The organism is Polaromonas sp. CG_9.5 (assembly GCF_035984465.1).
Lineage (GTDB): Bacteria > Pseudomonadota > Gammaproteobacteria > Burkholderiales > Burkholderiaceae_C > Polaromonas.
On the sequence record NZ_JAXCHR010000016.1, the window covers coordinates 24,650 to 39,124 of the forward strand.

Sequence of the window (14,475 nt, forward strand, 5' to 3'; positions counted from 1 at the left end):
AAGGCGCGGATAGTGGGCGCGCCAAGGGCCGGGGTTTGAGTGTGTCATGCTGCCATCAGCGATGGCTGTTCTCTGGCGTCGGCATCGCTTATTTTGCCCATTTTTAACCCCTTTGACGGAGTCCATGCAGCCTATGGTTTTCAGCAGCTTTGGCCACCCCACCGTTGATTTTTTGGCGCGACTGGCGCGTCAGCCTGCCGTGTGGGTGGCGGTCGCCTCCACGCAGGGCTCGGTGCCGCGCGAGGCTGGAGCGTGGATGGCTGTTTTTGACGATGCCGTGGTGGGCACCATCGGCGGCGGCCATGTGGAATACCAGGCGATTGCCAGGGCGCGTGCGCTGCTGGCTGCGCCCTCGCAAGCGGCGCAACCGCTAGCGGCAGTGCGTTTTGCACTCGGCCCCGCACTGGGCCAGTGCTGCGGCGGGGTGATGCATTTGCGCTTTGAGCCGGTCAGCGCGCGTGACGGGCCGGCGCTGGCGAAACGGCTGGACAGCGGCTTGACGCCGGTGGCGCTTTTTGGCGGCGGGCATGTCGGGCATGCGCTGGTGCGGGTGCTGGCGCCGCTGCCGTTTCACATCACCTGGATCGACAGCCGCGACGGAGTTTTTCCGCTTGATGTGCCTGAACGCGTTGTGTGTGAGCAGTCCGAGCCGGTGCAGGCAGCGGTGGCCGGTCTGGTGCCTGATTCGCGGGTGCTCATCATGAGTTTCAGCCATGCCGAAGACCTGGATTTGCTGGCCGCCTGCCTCAAGCGCCAGCGCGAGAAAGCCGACCTGCCCTATGTCGGCCTGATTGGCAGCCAGACCAAGTGGGCGACATTTCAGCATCGTTTGCAGGCGCGTGATTTTACCGATGCGGAACTGGCGCATGTCACCTGTCCCATCGGCGTTTCAGGCATCCAGGGCAAGGAGCCGGAAGTGATTGCCGTGGCCGTGGCAGCGCAGCTGTTGCAGACGCTCAATGCGCCCTGAAAACCGATGGCCAGACTGATGGCTGAAAAGATGCGTTGGAATGGATTGAAATTTTTGCTACTTATTTAATAGCTGGTTATGTCGGTGTGTATTGCGCATCAGCCACTTATTAGCATAAAAATGCCTTTGTACACGCAATGGCATGGCCGATTCCCGCTCAGCCGTCGGCCATCAGGCCTGCTGCACGGATGGACGACTTTTCAAAATGGACCGCCAGGAAATCCACAAAGGTGCGCACCCGCGCCGAAACCTGGTGGCGCTGCGGGTACACCGCATAAATATCGGCGGGCGATGTGCGGTAGTTTTCCAGCACCTGAACCAGCCGGCCACTGCGCAGGTATTTGGCAATGTCCCATTCAGCCCGCATCACGATGCCGTGCCCGTCCAGCGCCCAGCTCACGGCGATTTCTCCGTCGCTGGTGCTCAGATTGCCGCGCACCTTGACCGTTTCCGTGCGCTTGCCCGTGCTCAGTCGCCAGACGCCATAGGCCTCATCGCCTTGCCGGATGCCGATGCAGTTGTGCTGCGCCAGATCGTGCGGCGACCGGGGCGTGCCATGCTGGGCCAGGTAGGCGGGCGAGGCGCACAGCAAACGCCGGTTGGGCGCGATTTTGCGTGCCACCACACGCGCATCGGGCGGCTCGCCAAAGCGGATGCACACATCAAAGCCATCTTCGGTCAGCGGCGGCGGATTCACGGAAAGTTGCAGCTGCACCTGCACGCCCGGGTGCTGCCTGACAAAGCTGGAGATCAGCGGCGCCACATGGCTGCGCCCGAAGCCCAGCGTGGCGTTGACGCGCAGCAGGCCCTTGGGGGCAGCGACTGCGCTCGACACCAGCTGTTCCATGTCCTCGATATCGGCCAGAATGCGCCGCGCGTGGACGAGGTAGGTTTCGCCTTCGGCCGTCAGGCTGGCGCGGCGGGTGGTGCGGTTGAGCAGCTGCACGCCGAGCCGCGCTTCCATCTGCGCCAGCCGCTTGCTGATGGCCGGCGTGGTCACGTCCAGTTCGCGCGCGGCAGCGGAAAAACTGCCGCAGCGCGCCAGCAGGCTGAAAAAGGCCATCTCGGAAGGGGCAGTTGCAGGGGTCGACATTGTTGAATCAAAGTGAACAATGCCATCACTTTAGCGGCCGCCGTGGCGTCGGGCAATCGGTAGAGTCCCACCCATCGCCACCCAATTCGCCTCAAGGCCAAGGAAACCCGCTATGAAAACCTACAAGATTGCCTGCATTCCCGGCGACGGTATCGGCAAGGAAGTCGTTCCCGCCGGCCAGGAAGTGCTGCAGGCGCTGGCCGCCGCGCAAGACCGCTTTGCTTTTGAATTCACCTCGTTCGGCTGGGGCGGCGACTGGTACCGGGCGCACGGCGTGATGATGCCGGAGGCCGGCCTGGACGAGTTGCGCGGCATGGACGCCATCTTGTTTGGCTCGGCCGGTGACCCGCATATTCCCGACCACATCACGCTGTGGGGTCTGCGCCTGAAGATTTGCCAAGGCTTCGACCAGTACGCCAACGTGCGCCCGACCCGCATCCTGCCGGGCATCGACGGGCCGCTCAAGCGCTGCACGCCCGCGCAGCTGGACTGGGTCATCGTGCGTGAAAACTCCGAAGGCGAATACGCCGGCGTCGGTGGCCGTGTGCACCAGGGCCACCCCATTGAGGCGGCGACCGATGTGTCCATGATGACCCGCGCCGGCGTCGAGCGCATCATGCGTTTTGCCTTCAAACTGGCCCAGTCGCGGTCCCGCAAGCAGCTGACCGTCGTGACCAAATCCAACGCCCAACGCCACGCGATGGTGATGTGGGACGAAATCGCCGTGCAGATCAGTCAGGAATTTCCGGACGTGACCTGGGACAAGGAACTGGTCGACGCCTGCACGGCACGCATGGTGAATCGCCCCGCAACGCTGGACACGTTGGTGGCCACGAACTTGCACGCCGACATCCTGAGCGACCTGGCCGCTGCACTGGCCGGCAGCCTGGGCATCGCGCCCACCGGCAACATCGACCCCGAGCGCCGCTACCCCAGCATGTTCGAGCCGATCCACGGTTCGGCCTTCGACATCATGGGACAAGGGCTGGCCAATCCGGTCGGCACTTTCTGGTCGGCTGTGATGCTGCTGGAGCACTTGGGCGAAAACGCCGCTGCGCACCAACTCATGCAGGCTATCGAGTCGGTCACGGCCGATGCGTCGCTGCATACCCGCGATTTGGGCGGTAACGCGACCACCGCGCAGGTCACCGCCGCCATCTGTGCACGCATTGCCGCCACGGCAAACCAGCCTGTGGCCGCCTGATTTCACCCCGCCCCCCAGGAGATAAGACATGCACAACAAAAACCACAAAAAAACACGCCAGCTACTGGCCCCTGCAGCGGCGCTGGCTTCTGCGCTGGTGCTGAGTCTGGCGGGTGGCGCTGCCCTCGCGCAAACCTGGCCCGCCCGGCCGATCAGCCTGATCGTGCCTTTTCCGGCCGGTGGCACGACGGATGTGCTGGCGCGGGCCGTGGGGCAGGAGTTGTCCAAAAGCCTGGGGCAGCCGGTGGTGGTTGAAAGCAAGCCCGGTGCGGGTGCCACGCTGGGCGCAGACTTTGTGGCCAAGTCAAAACCCGACGGCTACACCTTGCTGATGGGCGCGGTGCACCACACCATTGCCACCAGTGTGTACAAAAAGCTGCCCTACGATTTCCAGAAGGATTTCGCGCCCGTCACCACCGTGGCGCTGGTGCCCAATGTGCTGGTCGTCAACCCGAATGTGCCGGCCAGCAACGTGAAAGAGCTGTTGGCGCTGGCCAGGGCCGAGCCCGGCAAGCTGACCTACGGCTCCAACGGAAACGGCACCGGACAGCACCTGATTGGCGCGCAATTTGAGGGCATGGGTGGCGTGCAGTTGCTGCATGTGCCGTACAAGGGCAGCGGGCCGCTCACGGTGGACCTGCTGGGCGGCCAGATCACGATGTCGTTCGACACCATCACGCCGGTGCTGCCGCAAATCAAGGCCGGCAAACTCAGGGCGCTGGCCGTGACCACGATCAAGCGCTCACCGGCCCTGCCCGATGTGCCGACGCTCGACGAGGCTGGCCTCAAGGGCTTTGACCTGGGGACCTGGTTCGGCATTCTGGCGCCCGCCGCCACACCGCCTGACGTGGTGGTTAGGCTGAACACCGAGCTGGTGAAAATTATCCAGTCGCCTGAGTTTCGCAAGAAGATGGCCGACATTGGCGCAGAACCGATCGGCAACACGTCCGGGCAAATGGCGCGTCAGATCAAGGACGATACCGAGCGCTTTTCAAAGCTGGTGAAGGACGCCCGCGTGGCCATCGAATAAACGCCTGGCGCGGGCTGTCAATGCGCCGCCGATTTTGAAAACACGTTGAGCACCACGACACCGGCAACGATCAGCGCCATGCCCAGCAGGCCGGGTAGGTCAATGGTCTGGCGGTAAATCAGGAAACTGGCAATCGTGATCAGCACAATGCCCAGGCCCGACCAGATCGCGTAGGCAATGCCTGTCGGCACGGTTCTGAGCGTGAGGGTCAGGAAGTAAAAGGCGATGGCGTAGCCCGCCACGGCCAGCAGCGACGGCCACAATTGGGTGAAGCTGTCGCTGGCTTTCAGCGCCGTGGTGGCAATGACTTCGGCCACGATGGCGATGCCCAAGGCAGGGTAAGCATTCATGCGCTGCGCTTTCAGGGGATTGAACAGGGAGCGCCGATTTTAGGCAGGCCTGACACGGCACAATCTGCTGTGGAGGCACCCATTTCATGACCACACCATCATTTCATTCACTTTCCGATGTGCGCGCGCAGCCGCGTCAGTTTCTCGACCATCTGTTCCAGGCCGCCGTGACGCGCGCCTTGCCGCTGGCCAACACCGCCCGTTTTTTACCCCAGCCGCCCACGCCTGAGAGCGGTGGACGGACGATTGTGATTGGCGCTGGCAAGGCCGGCGGCGCGATGGCGCAGGCCGTTGAGGCGCTCTGGCCGCTGGACGCACCGCTCGAAGGCGTGGTCGTCACGCGCTACCACCATGTGCCGCCGCGCCCTGAGGGCTTACCGCAGCGCATCGAAGTCGTCGAGGCGTCGCATCCGGTGCCTGACGAAGCCGGGCAGGCCGCCGCCGGGCGCATTTTGGCGATGGTGCAGGGTTTGAATAAAAACGATTTGGTGCTGTGCCTGATTTCGGGCGGCGGCTCGTCGCTGCTGGCCTTGCCCGCAGAAGGCTTGAGTCTGGAAGAAAAGCAGGGCATCAACAAGGCGTTGCTGAACAGCGGGGCCAACATCAGCGAGATGAACTGCGTGCGCAAGCACCTGTCGCGCATCAAGGGTGGACGACTGGCGGCCGCCTGCGCGCCGGCCCGAGTCGTCACGCTGACCATCAGCGACGTGCCGGGCGACGACCCGTCGATCATTGCCAGCGGCCCGACCGTGCCCGACGCCAGCAGCTGCGCCGAGGCGGTGGCAATTTTGCAGCGCTACGGCATTGCCGTGCCGGGCGACATCATGCGCCGGCTGGAGCAGGGCGCGCTGGAAACCCCCAAGCCTGGCGATGCCGTATTTGACGGCCATGAAGTCGACCTGATTGCCACGCCTCAGCAGAGTCTGGAAGCCGCTGCCGAAGCCGCGCGTGCTGCCGGACTGACTGCCTACATCCTGAGCGATGAAATGGAAGGCGAGTCGCGCGAAGTCGGCAAGGTACATGCCGCGTTGGCCCGCGCTGTGGCCCTGAAAAACCAGCCGTTTCAAAAACCGTGCGTGATTTTGAGCGGCGGCGAAACCACCGTCACCATCCGCAAGCAGGCACCCGGCACGCCCCGAGGTCGCGGCGGCCGTGCCGGAGAATTTTGCATGGGACTGGCGCTGGCATTGCAGAGCCAGCCCGGCGTGTATGCGCTGGCCGCCGACACCGACGGCATTGACGGCGTGGAAGACAACGCGGGCGCGTTCGTCGCGCCCGACACGCTGGCGCGCGCGCTGGCCGCCGGCATGAAGCTGGACCAGTTTCTGGATCGCAACGATGCCTATGGCTACTTCGACCGGCTGGGCGATCTGGTCGTGACCGGCCCGACCTACACCAACGTCAACGACTTCCGGGCGCTGTTGATTCTTTAACGCGGGCGGTGCGCGGGCAGGCCGGACATCACTTGGGTGGCGGGACTTGATGCGGTTACGGCACGCTGGACTCGGCGCTGTCATCCGCAGGCGCAGTGCGTAAGGCTTGGGCCTCTCTTTGCATCAGCGTCACGATGAGGTGGCCAAACCACAGCAGGCCGGTGGCGAGTGTGAGCCCCACCAGGCCTCGGCCCAACCCGGCCTGGTCGTCCAGTAAATAGGCGTTGCATACCCGCGTCGGTGAACTTTCAAACAGATAGCCAACGACAGCGGTCATGGGCAACACGTTACCCAGAAAAAACCCCTGCACCAGCAAACCTGCCGGCTGCCATGACAGGCGCACAGCCGCGCCGCAAAGCACCAGCGCCAGCCACTTGGCCAACTCGATTCGGCCATCGACCAGCGCCAGATCCAGCACGCGGGGAATCATCAAAATCGCCAGCATCAAGGCGGTAGCGAACAAGCCGGTGATGCCGTAGCCGTTCCAGCGATCTACGGCTGTCCGCCATTGCAGCGGTAGCTTGGGGGCCAGCAAAAAACCAGCGAGCGCCAGAAGCGGAAACTGCACCAGCATGTGCCGCGTCATGCTGGCTTCCAGAAAATGCCGCGCAGGCGGCAGGGCCAGCAGCAACAGCAAGGCGGCAGCGGCGTGTGGGTTCCATGACCGCCACAAACGCTGCCCGCCGCGCAGGATGGAGCGCATGGTCATGGTCAGCCCGCGCCGGCCAGGTAACGTGCGTAATCCAGTGCCAGTTGCTGCTCGGCGTAGTCAAAGATGCGCACCAGGCGGCCATGTTGATCAATGACCAATAACGCAGCGTTGTGCTCGTAGTCGCCGCGCCCGTCGGGCACTACCACGACCTGAAAATCCGCCAGCAGTCGCTGGGTTTCCTGCTCGTCGGGTACGCGCACGAAAGGCCAGCGCAGCGGGTCAGCGCCCAGCCGTGTGGCGTAGGCCTTCAGCACGGGCGGGTCGTCGTGCTGTCCGTCAAAGCTGATTGACAGCAGCTTGACTTTCTGCGCCGCCGCATCGTCGGGGCTGGCCGCTTGCAGCGTGGCCTGCATTTGCTGAAAAGTGCTGCCCAGCGCCAGGCACACGGTCTGGCAGCGGGTGTAGACAAAATCAACCAGCGTGACCGATTGCCCGTCGGCCAGGAATTGCGACAGCAGCAGGGGCTGCGGGCCGATGCTGATGTCGATGCTGGGGCCGTCAATTTTTACGTCAGGCGCCGGGATGGGGTGCAGGGCGACTTCCAGACGTCGCGCGCCTTCAGCCGTCCACACCTGAAAATCATGCGTCAACCAGGCTGAAGACGCATACGCCGCCACAGCCAGCAAAGCGCTCAGCACAGCGGTGCGAAACATCAGGCGACAGGCTCCCGCACGGGTTGCATCAGGCGAAGGACCGGCAGGGTCGTGCGCGCGTTGGGCTCGGGCAGGATGTCAGCGAGCGAACTTCGGTTCAGGTGGTCCAGGAAGCTGCGCAGCGCGCCTTCGACGACGGCGGTCAGTTTGCAGTCGCCGGTCAGCACGCAGGCATTGCCGGTCGAGAAGCACTCGACCATGAAAAAATCAGGCTCGATGCTGCGCACCACTTCCCCCAGGCTGATGTCTTGCGGCGCATGCGCCAGACGCATGCCGCCGCCCTTGCCGCGCACGGTTTCTATCCAGCCCGCCCGCCCCAGTTGATGCGTGACTTTCATCATGTGCGCTTCAGACACGCCGTAGCTGCTGGCGACTTCGGCAATCGTACACAGGCGTTCGGGGCGCTGCGCCAGGTACATCAGCAGGCGCAGGGCGTAGTCGGTCAGGGTCGTCAGGCGCATGGTCACTCCGGCTTATGCAGTCAGGATGCCTTGGCCGTCAGGGCCTTGAGTTCGGCTTCACCGTTGAAAGGCGCCGTGCGGGTGCTGGCTTTGCGTTCGGTGGCGAAGACCTCGGCCTTGATGGGCGCTGCCTTGTTCGACCATTCGGCGCGCACGTAGCTGGCCACGGCGGCCAGTTCGGCGTCGCTGAGTTGCTGGAACGCCGGCATCGCGCCCTTGTAGGTGTTGCCCATCACGGTGATTTCACCGCTTACGCCGTGCAGCAGGATGTTGGCGACGATGCGCTCGTCGCCCGCCACCCATTCCGAGCCGTCGAGCGGCGGGAACACGCCGGGCAAGCCTTTGCCGGTGGCCTGGTGGCAGGCGACGCAATTGACGGTAAACACCTGTTTGCCATCGGCTGCCGCAGACGCAGCGCCTGCGGCAGGCGCCCTGAGATCGGCCACGGTGCGCCTGTCACCCAGCTCGGGTTGACCAAAGGGTTCGGACAGCAAGATGTACACGACCCCGAAAATCACCACGGCCAGGGTAATGAGGGCCACCATCACGGGAATGGGCCGGTCGCGTTCCGAGGGGTCTTCTTCTTCCCGGTCCTGGGCTCCGCGCGGCGCTTGTGTTTCGTCTGACATGGGATTCACCTTGGGGTTGGGCTCAGGGTTTGGGCGCAGGCGGCAATACCGGATAGGTGTGGTTCAGCGACAGCAGGTACTTCACCAGGTCCAGCGCCTCGGGCGTAGGAACCACTACCTGGCCCACATTGGGGCCGTAGGCGGGCGGAAGCGCCAGCGGCTGCTCGCCTTCTTTTTCGGCCTCTTTCGCGTCCTTGACATTAAACAGGAACGGGTACGACGGCATGATGGAGCCGGGCGTATAAGCGCGTGGCTGGTAGAGGTGCCCCAGGTGCCAGTCCTTGCTGGGCTGGCGCGCGGCAATGTTGAACAGATCCGGCCCGGTGCGCATGCTGCCCAGCAGGTGCGGCTTGTCGTAGGTATAGTCGCCCGGCACCGAGGCGCGCCCCCAGCCGCGCTCAAAGTCGGGGCCGAAGGCGCGGTCGCGCGGCTGCTGGCTGTGGCAGTAAACGCAGCCGTTGGCAATGTAGACTGCCCGCCCGCGCAACTCGGCACTGGTGTAGGGCTTGAGTCCGGGGGGCGGCTTGATGTCGCGCACCTCCATGTAAGGCATGACCACCAGCGCGGCGGTAGCGACTGCCAGCGCCACCATGGCGCCCGAAACCAGCTTGATTTCACTGTCCATTTGCCAGCTCCCGTTGGTTGTTTTGCCAGAAAAGGGCGGCCCCGGTGCGTGTCGGGCCAAAGCGCAGCGCCATCGCCAGGAAATGACCGACAAAAACGACATGGCCTAACACCATCAGGCTGCCGCCCACGCTGCGCCATTTAAGGTAAGGAATGGTCAGCGTGACCGAATCCATAAAGGGCCTGGCCCCGTCAAGCATGGCCAGGCCTTGCAGCCAGCCGCCATAGGTCAGGCCGATGAAGTAGATCGCGATGCCCACCGACGACAGCCAGAAGTGCAGCGTGATGAGTTTCGGATAAGGCCATTCCCAGTTCAGTACGCGCGGCATCATGAAATAAATCGCGCCAAACAGCACCATCGTGACAAAAGCGTAAGCGCCCAGATGGGCGTGCGCCACCGTGAAATGGGTGAAGTGGGCGACCTGGTTGACGCTGCGCAGCGCCTCCAGCGAGCCCTGGATGGACGAAGCAAAGTACATCAGCCCGCCAAACATCATGAAGCGCAGCGTGGGCGAATAACGCGCCAGGTGCATGCGCCCCTTGAGCGTGCCGCCCATGTTGATGCTGAAGGCCACCACCGGAATCACCATCATCACGCTTTGAACAATCGACAGCGTGGTCAGCCAGCCCGGCACCGGGCCGCCAATCAGGTGATGCCCACCTACCTGGCCATAGAAAAACGCCAGCGTCCAGAAACCCAGAATCGACAGGTTGTAAGAGCGCACGGGCCGGCCAATGATCTTGGGCAAAAAGTAATAAATTGCCCCGACGCTGACCGGCGTAAACCACAGGCCCAGCACGTTGTGGCCGTACCACCAGTTGGTCGTGGCCTGCTGCACGCCGGTATGCACGCCAGGGAGTTTGCCAACGAAGAACAACAGTGAAATCCAAAGCAGCGCCGCCACCATGTACCAGACGCTGACGTACAGGTGTTCGACCTTGCGGTTCACCAGCGTGAACAGCACCGGCAAAATCACCAGCACGAAGCCGGCAAAAATCAGGATAGCGATTTGCCACGGAATTTCCAGGTATTCCATGCCGTCGGTCCAGCCCGCCGAGATGGCACCGATGGCCGCCGCAATGCCCATGTTGATGAGCGCGCCGCCCAGCATTGCCCAGATGGCGCCGTGCAGGTGCGTGCGCAGCAAACGCGGTAGCAGCCACAGCATCATGCCCAGCGCCGCATTGCTGATCCAGCCGTAGAGCACGGCGGTCAGGTGGACGGTGCGGATGCGGCCAAAGGTCAGCCAGGCCTGGTCGGTCAACCAGTCGGGCTGGTGCAACTTGATAGAAGAAGTCAGCCCGGCGACCGAGCCAACCAGCAGCCACAAGCAGGCAAAAGCAATGAACATGAAGACCGGAAACGCACTCGACTGGTCAGACGTGATGCGGTCTTGCAACTCGGCGGCATCGGTCACATGCACCTGATCGCCGCTTTCGACAGCAGCGCGCTGCATCGAATCCTGCGCGGCGTTTGCCAGTGCCGGGTCGTCCACCCGGCCAATTTCACCGCGCGCGAAGATGACCGACGCGGCCTTGGGGTTCTCAAGCAGCAAGCCCTTGCGCGAAGACCAGATGAAAACAAACAGCCCGATGATCGACAGCAAAAAAGCGCCCAGCAGGCTCAGTATGGCGCTGTCCATCATGCGTCTCCTGCCAGCCTGCAGGCCGCAGCGGCGCGCAGGCGCGTGCTATGTGGGCGGGAAATTGAGGGGAGAGGTGCTTTCATGCGTTTTCGCTCCGGTTGACGTGGCAAGGGAAAAAGGGGGCTTTAAAACCGTGGGGAACACGGGTTTTCAAGGAGGAAGCGTATGTGCCGGCGAGCACGGCTCCGATCAGTTTTGTGACTGCGGTCATACAGCCCCGACGGGCAGGCGGCTGGCGTCCTGGCTCATCTGGTAGCCATACCACAGGCTCTGGGCGATGCGCTTGGCAAGGTCTTTGGCGCGTTCGCCCAAGGCGACATTGGGCATCGCGTCAGTGGTCTGGCCAAACAGCATCAGCCAGCGCTGGAATAGCTCGACCGTCAGGCCGGGCAGGGCGGCATGCTTTGGCATGGGCGCGCCGCGAAATCGGCCCGTGCCGCGCAGCGCCGATGACCAGAAGTCGACCATCTTGGGCATGTGCGCGTCCCAGTCTTGGACATGGCTCTCAAAGATTGGCCCCAACACGGGGTCCAGGCGCACGCGGTCATAAAAACCATAGACCAATTCAACAATTTCAGCCTCGGTGCACAGTTCGGCGGATGGCATGAAAAGTCCTTTTCAGTGAAGGCAGCCGTAGCGGCATGCAAGCAAGGAATCAGCGAAATAGCGGATCTTGCAATCAAAGGTTTATTTTATAGGCATCTTAAAAAATCTTGATGCGTCAGGTGACTCTCCTGAAAGTGCATGCGTTTTGAACCGTAAAAGACTAAATTTTCATGAAAAATGCCGATTGTGCATGCTGTGTATTCGCTGTCAGCTATTAATAAAGTAGCAAAAATTGATTCATTACTTGTATTTTTGGTTGCCAGCCCAGGGGATTGCGCGTTGGGCGTAGCTGTTTGGCGCTGCCGACGTTGATACAAAAAGACGCGTTCAACCCAGGCAGGGTTGAAGCATAGTTTTGCGTGACAGATTCAGCGCTTGATCATCTACTCAGAACGCCAGCCACCGCCCATCGCCTTGTACAGGCTGAGCTGGTTCTGCAGCTGCGATTGGCGCAGGTTGATGATCTCGATTTCTGTCTGGTAAAGGCTGCGCTGGGCATCGAGCTGCTCCAGGTAAGGCGCATAGCCGGCGTCGTAGCGGTCTTTGGCGTACTGGAGCGAGCGCGCCAGGACGTTGCGGCGCTGCGTGGCGTAGTCCATTTGCTGCTGCAGGCGGCTGACGCCGACCAAGGCGTTTTCCACTTCGCCAAAGGCGGCCAGCGTGGCTCCCCGGTAAGTAAAGGCGGCCTGGTCGCGCTGGGCGGCGGCGGTGTCGTACTGGGCAGACAAGCGGCCTTGGTCAAATAGCGGGGCCAGCACACTGCCGCCAATGCTCCAGACGCTGGCGGGGTTGTAGCTGAGCGCGTTGATATACAGCGCGCCCAGGGTGGCGCTGAGCGACACCTGGGGCAAAAAGGCGGCGCGACTCGCCTCCAAGCTGGCGTCGCTAGCGGCCAGCAGGCTTTCAGCCTGGGCCAGGTCAGGGCGGCGTCGCAGCAGCTCGGACGGCAGTGCCACCGGCACTGCGGGCAGTTTGAGTTGCGCAAACCGGGCAATTTCGGCGTCTGCCGGGTCGCGCTGGCCGGGCAGCGCGCCCGTCAGCAGTCGCAGCGCGTTGTACTGGCGCGCAATGGCCGCTTGCAGCTGCGGCAGGCTTTGCAGCACCCCCTGGTATTCCGATTCGGCCTGCGCGGCTTGCAGTTGCGAGGTGTAGCCTGCGCGTGCCTTGTCCTGCGCAATGCGCAGCGCCTCGGCGCGCGACGTGGCGGTGTCGCGCGTTTGCGCCAGTTGCGCCTCAAGCGCCAGCAAGCCGATGTAGGTTTGAGCAGTGGTGCTGCTGATCGACAAGGCCACGGCGTCCCGGTCAGCCTGCGAGGCGCGCAGCCGAAACTCGGCGGCGCTGGCGGTTGCATGCAACCGCCCCCACAGATCAGGCTCCCAGGATGCCTGCAAGCCCGGCTGCACGACGCGCGTCGTGGCGACGCCCGTGGCGCCCAGCGCCCGCTGTGCCTGGACGCCCAGCGTGGCACCCAGCGTGGGGCCGAGCGCGGCGCGAGACAGTTCGAGCTGGGCGCGCGCTGCGTCCAGCCGCGCGCCGGCGGCCAGCAGGTCGGTGTTGTAGGCAAGGGCTGCTTGGACATGGCGGCTCAGTGCGGCATCGCCAAAGGCTTGCCACCACGGTGCATTGTCTGGTGCTTGGCTGGTGCTGGTGGCGACATTGCCAGGCGCGCTCCAGGCGAGCGGTGTGGTGATATTGGCCAGCGCAGGCGCCTGTCGGTATGCGGGCATGCAGCCTGTCACAAACGCACAGACGAGCACCACGGCAGCGGTTGCCCGGTGCTTCGGGTAAGGGTTCAGGGTGGATTTCATCGTGCCACCTCGGAGGACGGCGATGCCGCAGCAGGTGCAGCCGTCGCAGCGGGTTGCCCGGCAGGCTGATTCGCTGCCGTATCGACCTGCGCCACCACTGACATACCGGGCCGCAGGCGCGCGGCCAAAGGCTGGTCGCGGTCAATGGCGATGCGCACTTGCAGGCGCTGCACGACCTTGGTGAAGTTGCCGGTGGCGTTGTCCGCGCGCAGCACGCTGAACTCCGAGCCCGTGGCGGGCGCGATTTCGCTGATGCGGCCCGACAGTTGGGCACCGTCAAGCGCGTCTACTTTGAACTTTGCCGGCTGGCCCACTTGCATGTGCGCTGTTTGCGTTTCCTTGAAGTTGGCGACGACCCACAGCGAATCGGGCACCAGAAACAGCAACTGCGAGCCGGCGGTGACGTACTGGCCCAGCCGCACGCTGACCTCGCTCAGCTGACCAGCCCGGGGTGCCCGCACGACCGTATTGGCAAGGTCAATCTGGGCCAGGTCCAGTTGCGCCTGGGCAGCCTCGACCTGGGCTTCCAGCCCCGCGCGGGAGACGGTCGTGGACTTGATGGTCTGCTCGGCGATGGTGATGTCGGCCCTAGCCTTGCTCACATTGGCGCTGGCCAGTTCGGCGGTGGCGCGTGCCTGGTCGCGTTCGCGCAGCGATACCGAGCCCTTCGCGGCCAGGTCGTCGGCGCGCCGCAGATCGGCTTGCGCGCGCTGGGCCTCGGCCTTGGCTGCCATCAGGCTGGCGCTGCGTGAACCCAGGCTGGCCTGGTTTTGTGCCTGCGTCTGGCCCGCGTTGGCCAGTTGCGCGCGCGCGCTGTTGAGTTGCGCCTGCGCAGCGTTCACCTTCTGGGTGTAGATACGGTCGTCGATGCGCGCCAGCGTCTGTCCGGCCTTGACCTGTTCAAAGTCATGCACCAGCACTTCGGTGACGTAGCCATTGACCTGCGGCGCCAGTACGGTGATTTGACCGCGCACGTAGGCGTTGTCGGTGCGCACCACGGCGGTGGCAAATGGCCCGAGGTGCCAGCCCCACAAAATCATCAAGACGCCCGCGATGGCGACAAACAGCATGACGATCACGGCGGTCGGCGAGGTTTTGACGGTCTTGGGGACAGGCGGCGCTGCGGCCGGCGGCGGTGGCGGCGTTGAAGGCTGCGCTTGCGGCACATTGGCACCATCTGCCAGCGCTTGGGGGCCGAGCGCGGCGGTAGGCGCAGGCGTTTGTGGTGAAGTGTTCTGGTTCATAAAGGCTTTCTT

The 14,475-nt window shown here is 63.5% G+C and carries 15 protein-coding genes; 4 read left to right on the forward strand and 11 right to left on the reverse strand.

Going from position 1 to position 14,475, the window contains the following annotated elements; translation table 11 throughout:
- Window positions 1–133 precede the first annotated feature (133 nt).
- A complete protein-coding gene (gene xdhC / locus RCH06_RS12920; protein WP_327081922.1) occupies window positions 134–970 on the forward strand; it encodes a xanthine dehydrogenase accessory protein XdhC in 837 nt (278 codons plus the stop codon).
- A gap of 157 nt (window positions 971–1,127) precedes the next feature.
- On the opposite strand, the gene RCH06_RS12925 is transcribed toward xdhC, so the two are convergent.
- On the reverse strand, window positions 1,128–2,063 hold the full coding sequence (locus RCH06_RS12925) for a LysR family transcriptional regulator (protein ID WP_327081873.1): 936 nt from the start codon (window positions 2,061–2,063) through the stop codon (window positions 1,128–1,130).
- A 112-nt stretch (window positions 2,064–2,175) separates the two neighbouring features.
- On the opposite strand from RCH06_RS12925, the gene RCH06_RS12930 reads away from it, so the two are divergent.
- Window positions 2,176–3,267, forward strand: a complete 1,092-nt coding sequence (locus RCH06_RS12930; protein WP_327081874.1) for a tartrate dehydrogenase — start codon at window positions 2,176–2,178, stop codon at window positions 3,265–3,267.
- A gap of 28 nt (window positions 3,268–3,295) precedes the next feature.
- On the forward strand, window positions 3,296–4,297 hold the full coding sequence (locus tag RCH06_RS12935; RefSeq protein WP_327081875.1) for a tripartite tricarboxylate transporter substrate binding protein: 1,002 nt from the start codon (window positions 3,296–3,298) through the stop codon (window positions 4,295–4,297).
- A gap of 17 nt (window positions 4,298–4,314) precedes the next feature.
- On the opposite strand, the gene RCH06_RS12940 is transcribed toward RCH06_RS12935, so the two are convergent.
- Window positions 4,315–4,647: an SMR family transporter gene (locus tag RCH06_RS12940; RefSeq protein ID WP_327081876.1), complete on the reverse strand. Its 333-nt coding sequence runs from the start codon at window positions 4,645–4,647 to the stop codon at window positions 4,315–4,317.
- An 86-nt stretch (window positions 4,648–4,733) separates the two neighbouring features.
- Between RCH06_RS12940 and RCH06_RS12945 the strand changes: the two genes are divergently transcribed.
- A complete protein-coding gene (locus tag RCH06_RS12945) occupies window positions 4,734–6,080 on the forward strand; it encodes a glycerate kinase type-2 family protein (RefSeq protein WP_327081877.1) in 1,347 nt (448 codons plus the stop codon).
- Between the two features lie 55 nt (window positions 6,081–6,135).
- Here RCH06_RS12945 and RCH06_RS12950 read toward each other — a convergent pair whose 3' ends face one another.
- From RCH06_RS12950 to RCH06_RS12990, 9 genes are all read right to left on the reverse strand, one after another.
- Window positions 6,136–6,789: a hypothetical protein gene (locus tag RCH06_RS12950; protein WP_327081878.1), complete on the reverse strand. Its 654-nt coding sequence runs from the start codon at window positions 6,787–6,789 to the stop codon at window positions 6,136–6,138.
- A gap of 2 nt (window positions 6,790–6,791) precedes the next feature.
- The gene (locus tag RCH06_RS12955; RefSeq protein WP_327081879.1) at window positions 6,792–7,445 is read right to left on the reverse strand and encodes an SCO family protein; all 654 of its coding nucleotides are present in this window, start codon (window positions 7,443–7,445) and stop codon (window positions 6,792–6,794) included.
- Window positions 7,445–7,906 (reverse strand): RrF2 family transcriptional regulator, encoded by a 462-nt coding sequence (locus RCH06_RS12960; RefSeq protein WP_327081880.1) that lies wholly within the window; start codon window positions 7,904–7,906, stop codon window positions 7,445–7,447. Before RCH06_RS12960 ends, RCH06_RS12955 begins: the two co-directional genes overlap by 1 nt.
- Before the next feature lie 20 nt (window positions 7,907–7,926).
- On the reverse strand, window positions 7,927–8,535 hold the full coding sequence (locus RCH06_RS12965) for a c-type cytochrome (RefSeq protein WP_327081881.1): 609 nt from the start codon (window positions 8,533–8,535) through the stop codon (window positions 7,927–7,929).
- A gap of 22 nt (window positions 8,536–8,557) precedes the next feature.
- Window positions 8,558–9,160 (reverse strand): cbb3-type cytochrome c oxidase subunit II, encoded by a 603-nt coding sequence (locus tag RCH06_RS12970; RefSeq protein ID WP_327081882.1) that lies wholly within the window; start codon window positions 9,158–9,160, stop codon window positions 8,558–8,560.
- Window positions 9,150–10,802 carry a cbb3-type cytochrome c oxidase subunit I gene (locus RCH06_RS12975; RefSeq protein ID WP_327081883.1) on the reverse strand — a complete coding sequence of 551 codons (1,653 nt, stop codon included), beginning with the start codon at window positions 10,800–10,802 and terminating at the stop codon, window positions 9,150–9,152. The genes RCH06_RS12970 and RCH06_RS12975 overlap by 11 nt, the downstream gene beginning before the upstream one ends.
- Before the next feature lie 210 nt (window positions 10,803–11,012).
- Window positions 11,013–11,411, reverse strand: coding sequence for a group III truncated hemoglobin (locus RCH06_RS12980; protein ID WP_327081884.1), 399 nt, complete (start codon window positions 11,409–11,411; stop codon window positions 11,013–11,015).
- A gap of 383 nt (window positions 11,412–11,794) precedes the next feature.
- On the reverse strand, window positions 11,795–13,219 hold the full coding sequence (locus RCH06_RS12985) for an efflux transporter outer membrane subunit (protein ID WP_327081885.1): 1,425 nt from the start codon (window positions 13,217–13,219) through the stop codon (window positions 11,795–11,797).
- The gene (locus RCH06_RS12990; protein WP_327081886.1) at window positions 13,216–14,463 is read right to left on the reverse strand and encodes an HlyD family secretion protein; all 1,248 of its coding nucleotides are present in this window, start codon (window positions 14,461–14,463) and stop codon (window positions 13,216–13,218) included. The genes RCH06_RS12985 and RCH06_RS12990 overlap by 4 nt, the downstream gene beginning before the upstream one ends.
- Window positions 14,464–14,475: the final 12 nt, after the last annotated feature.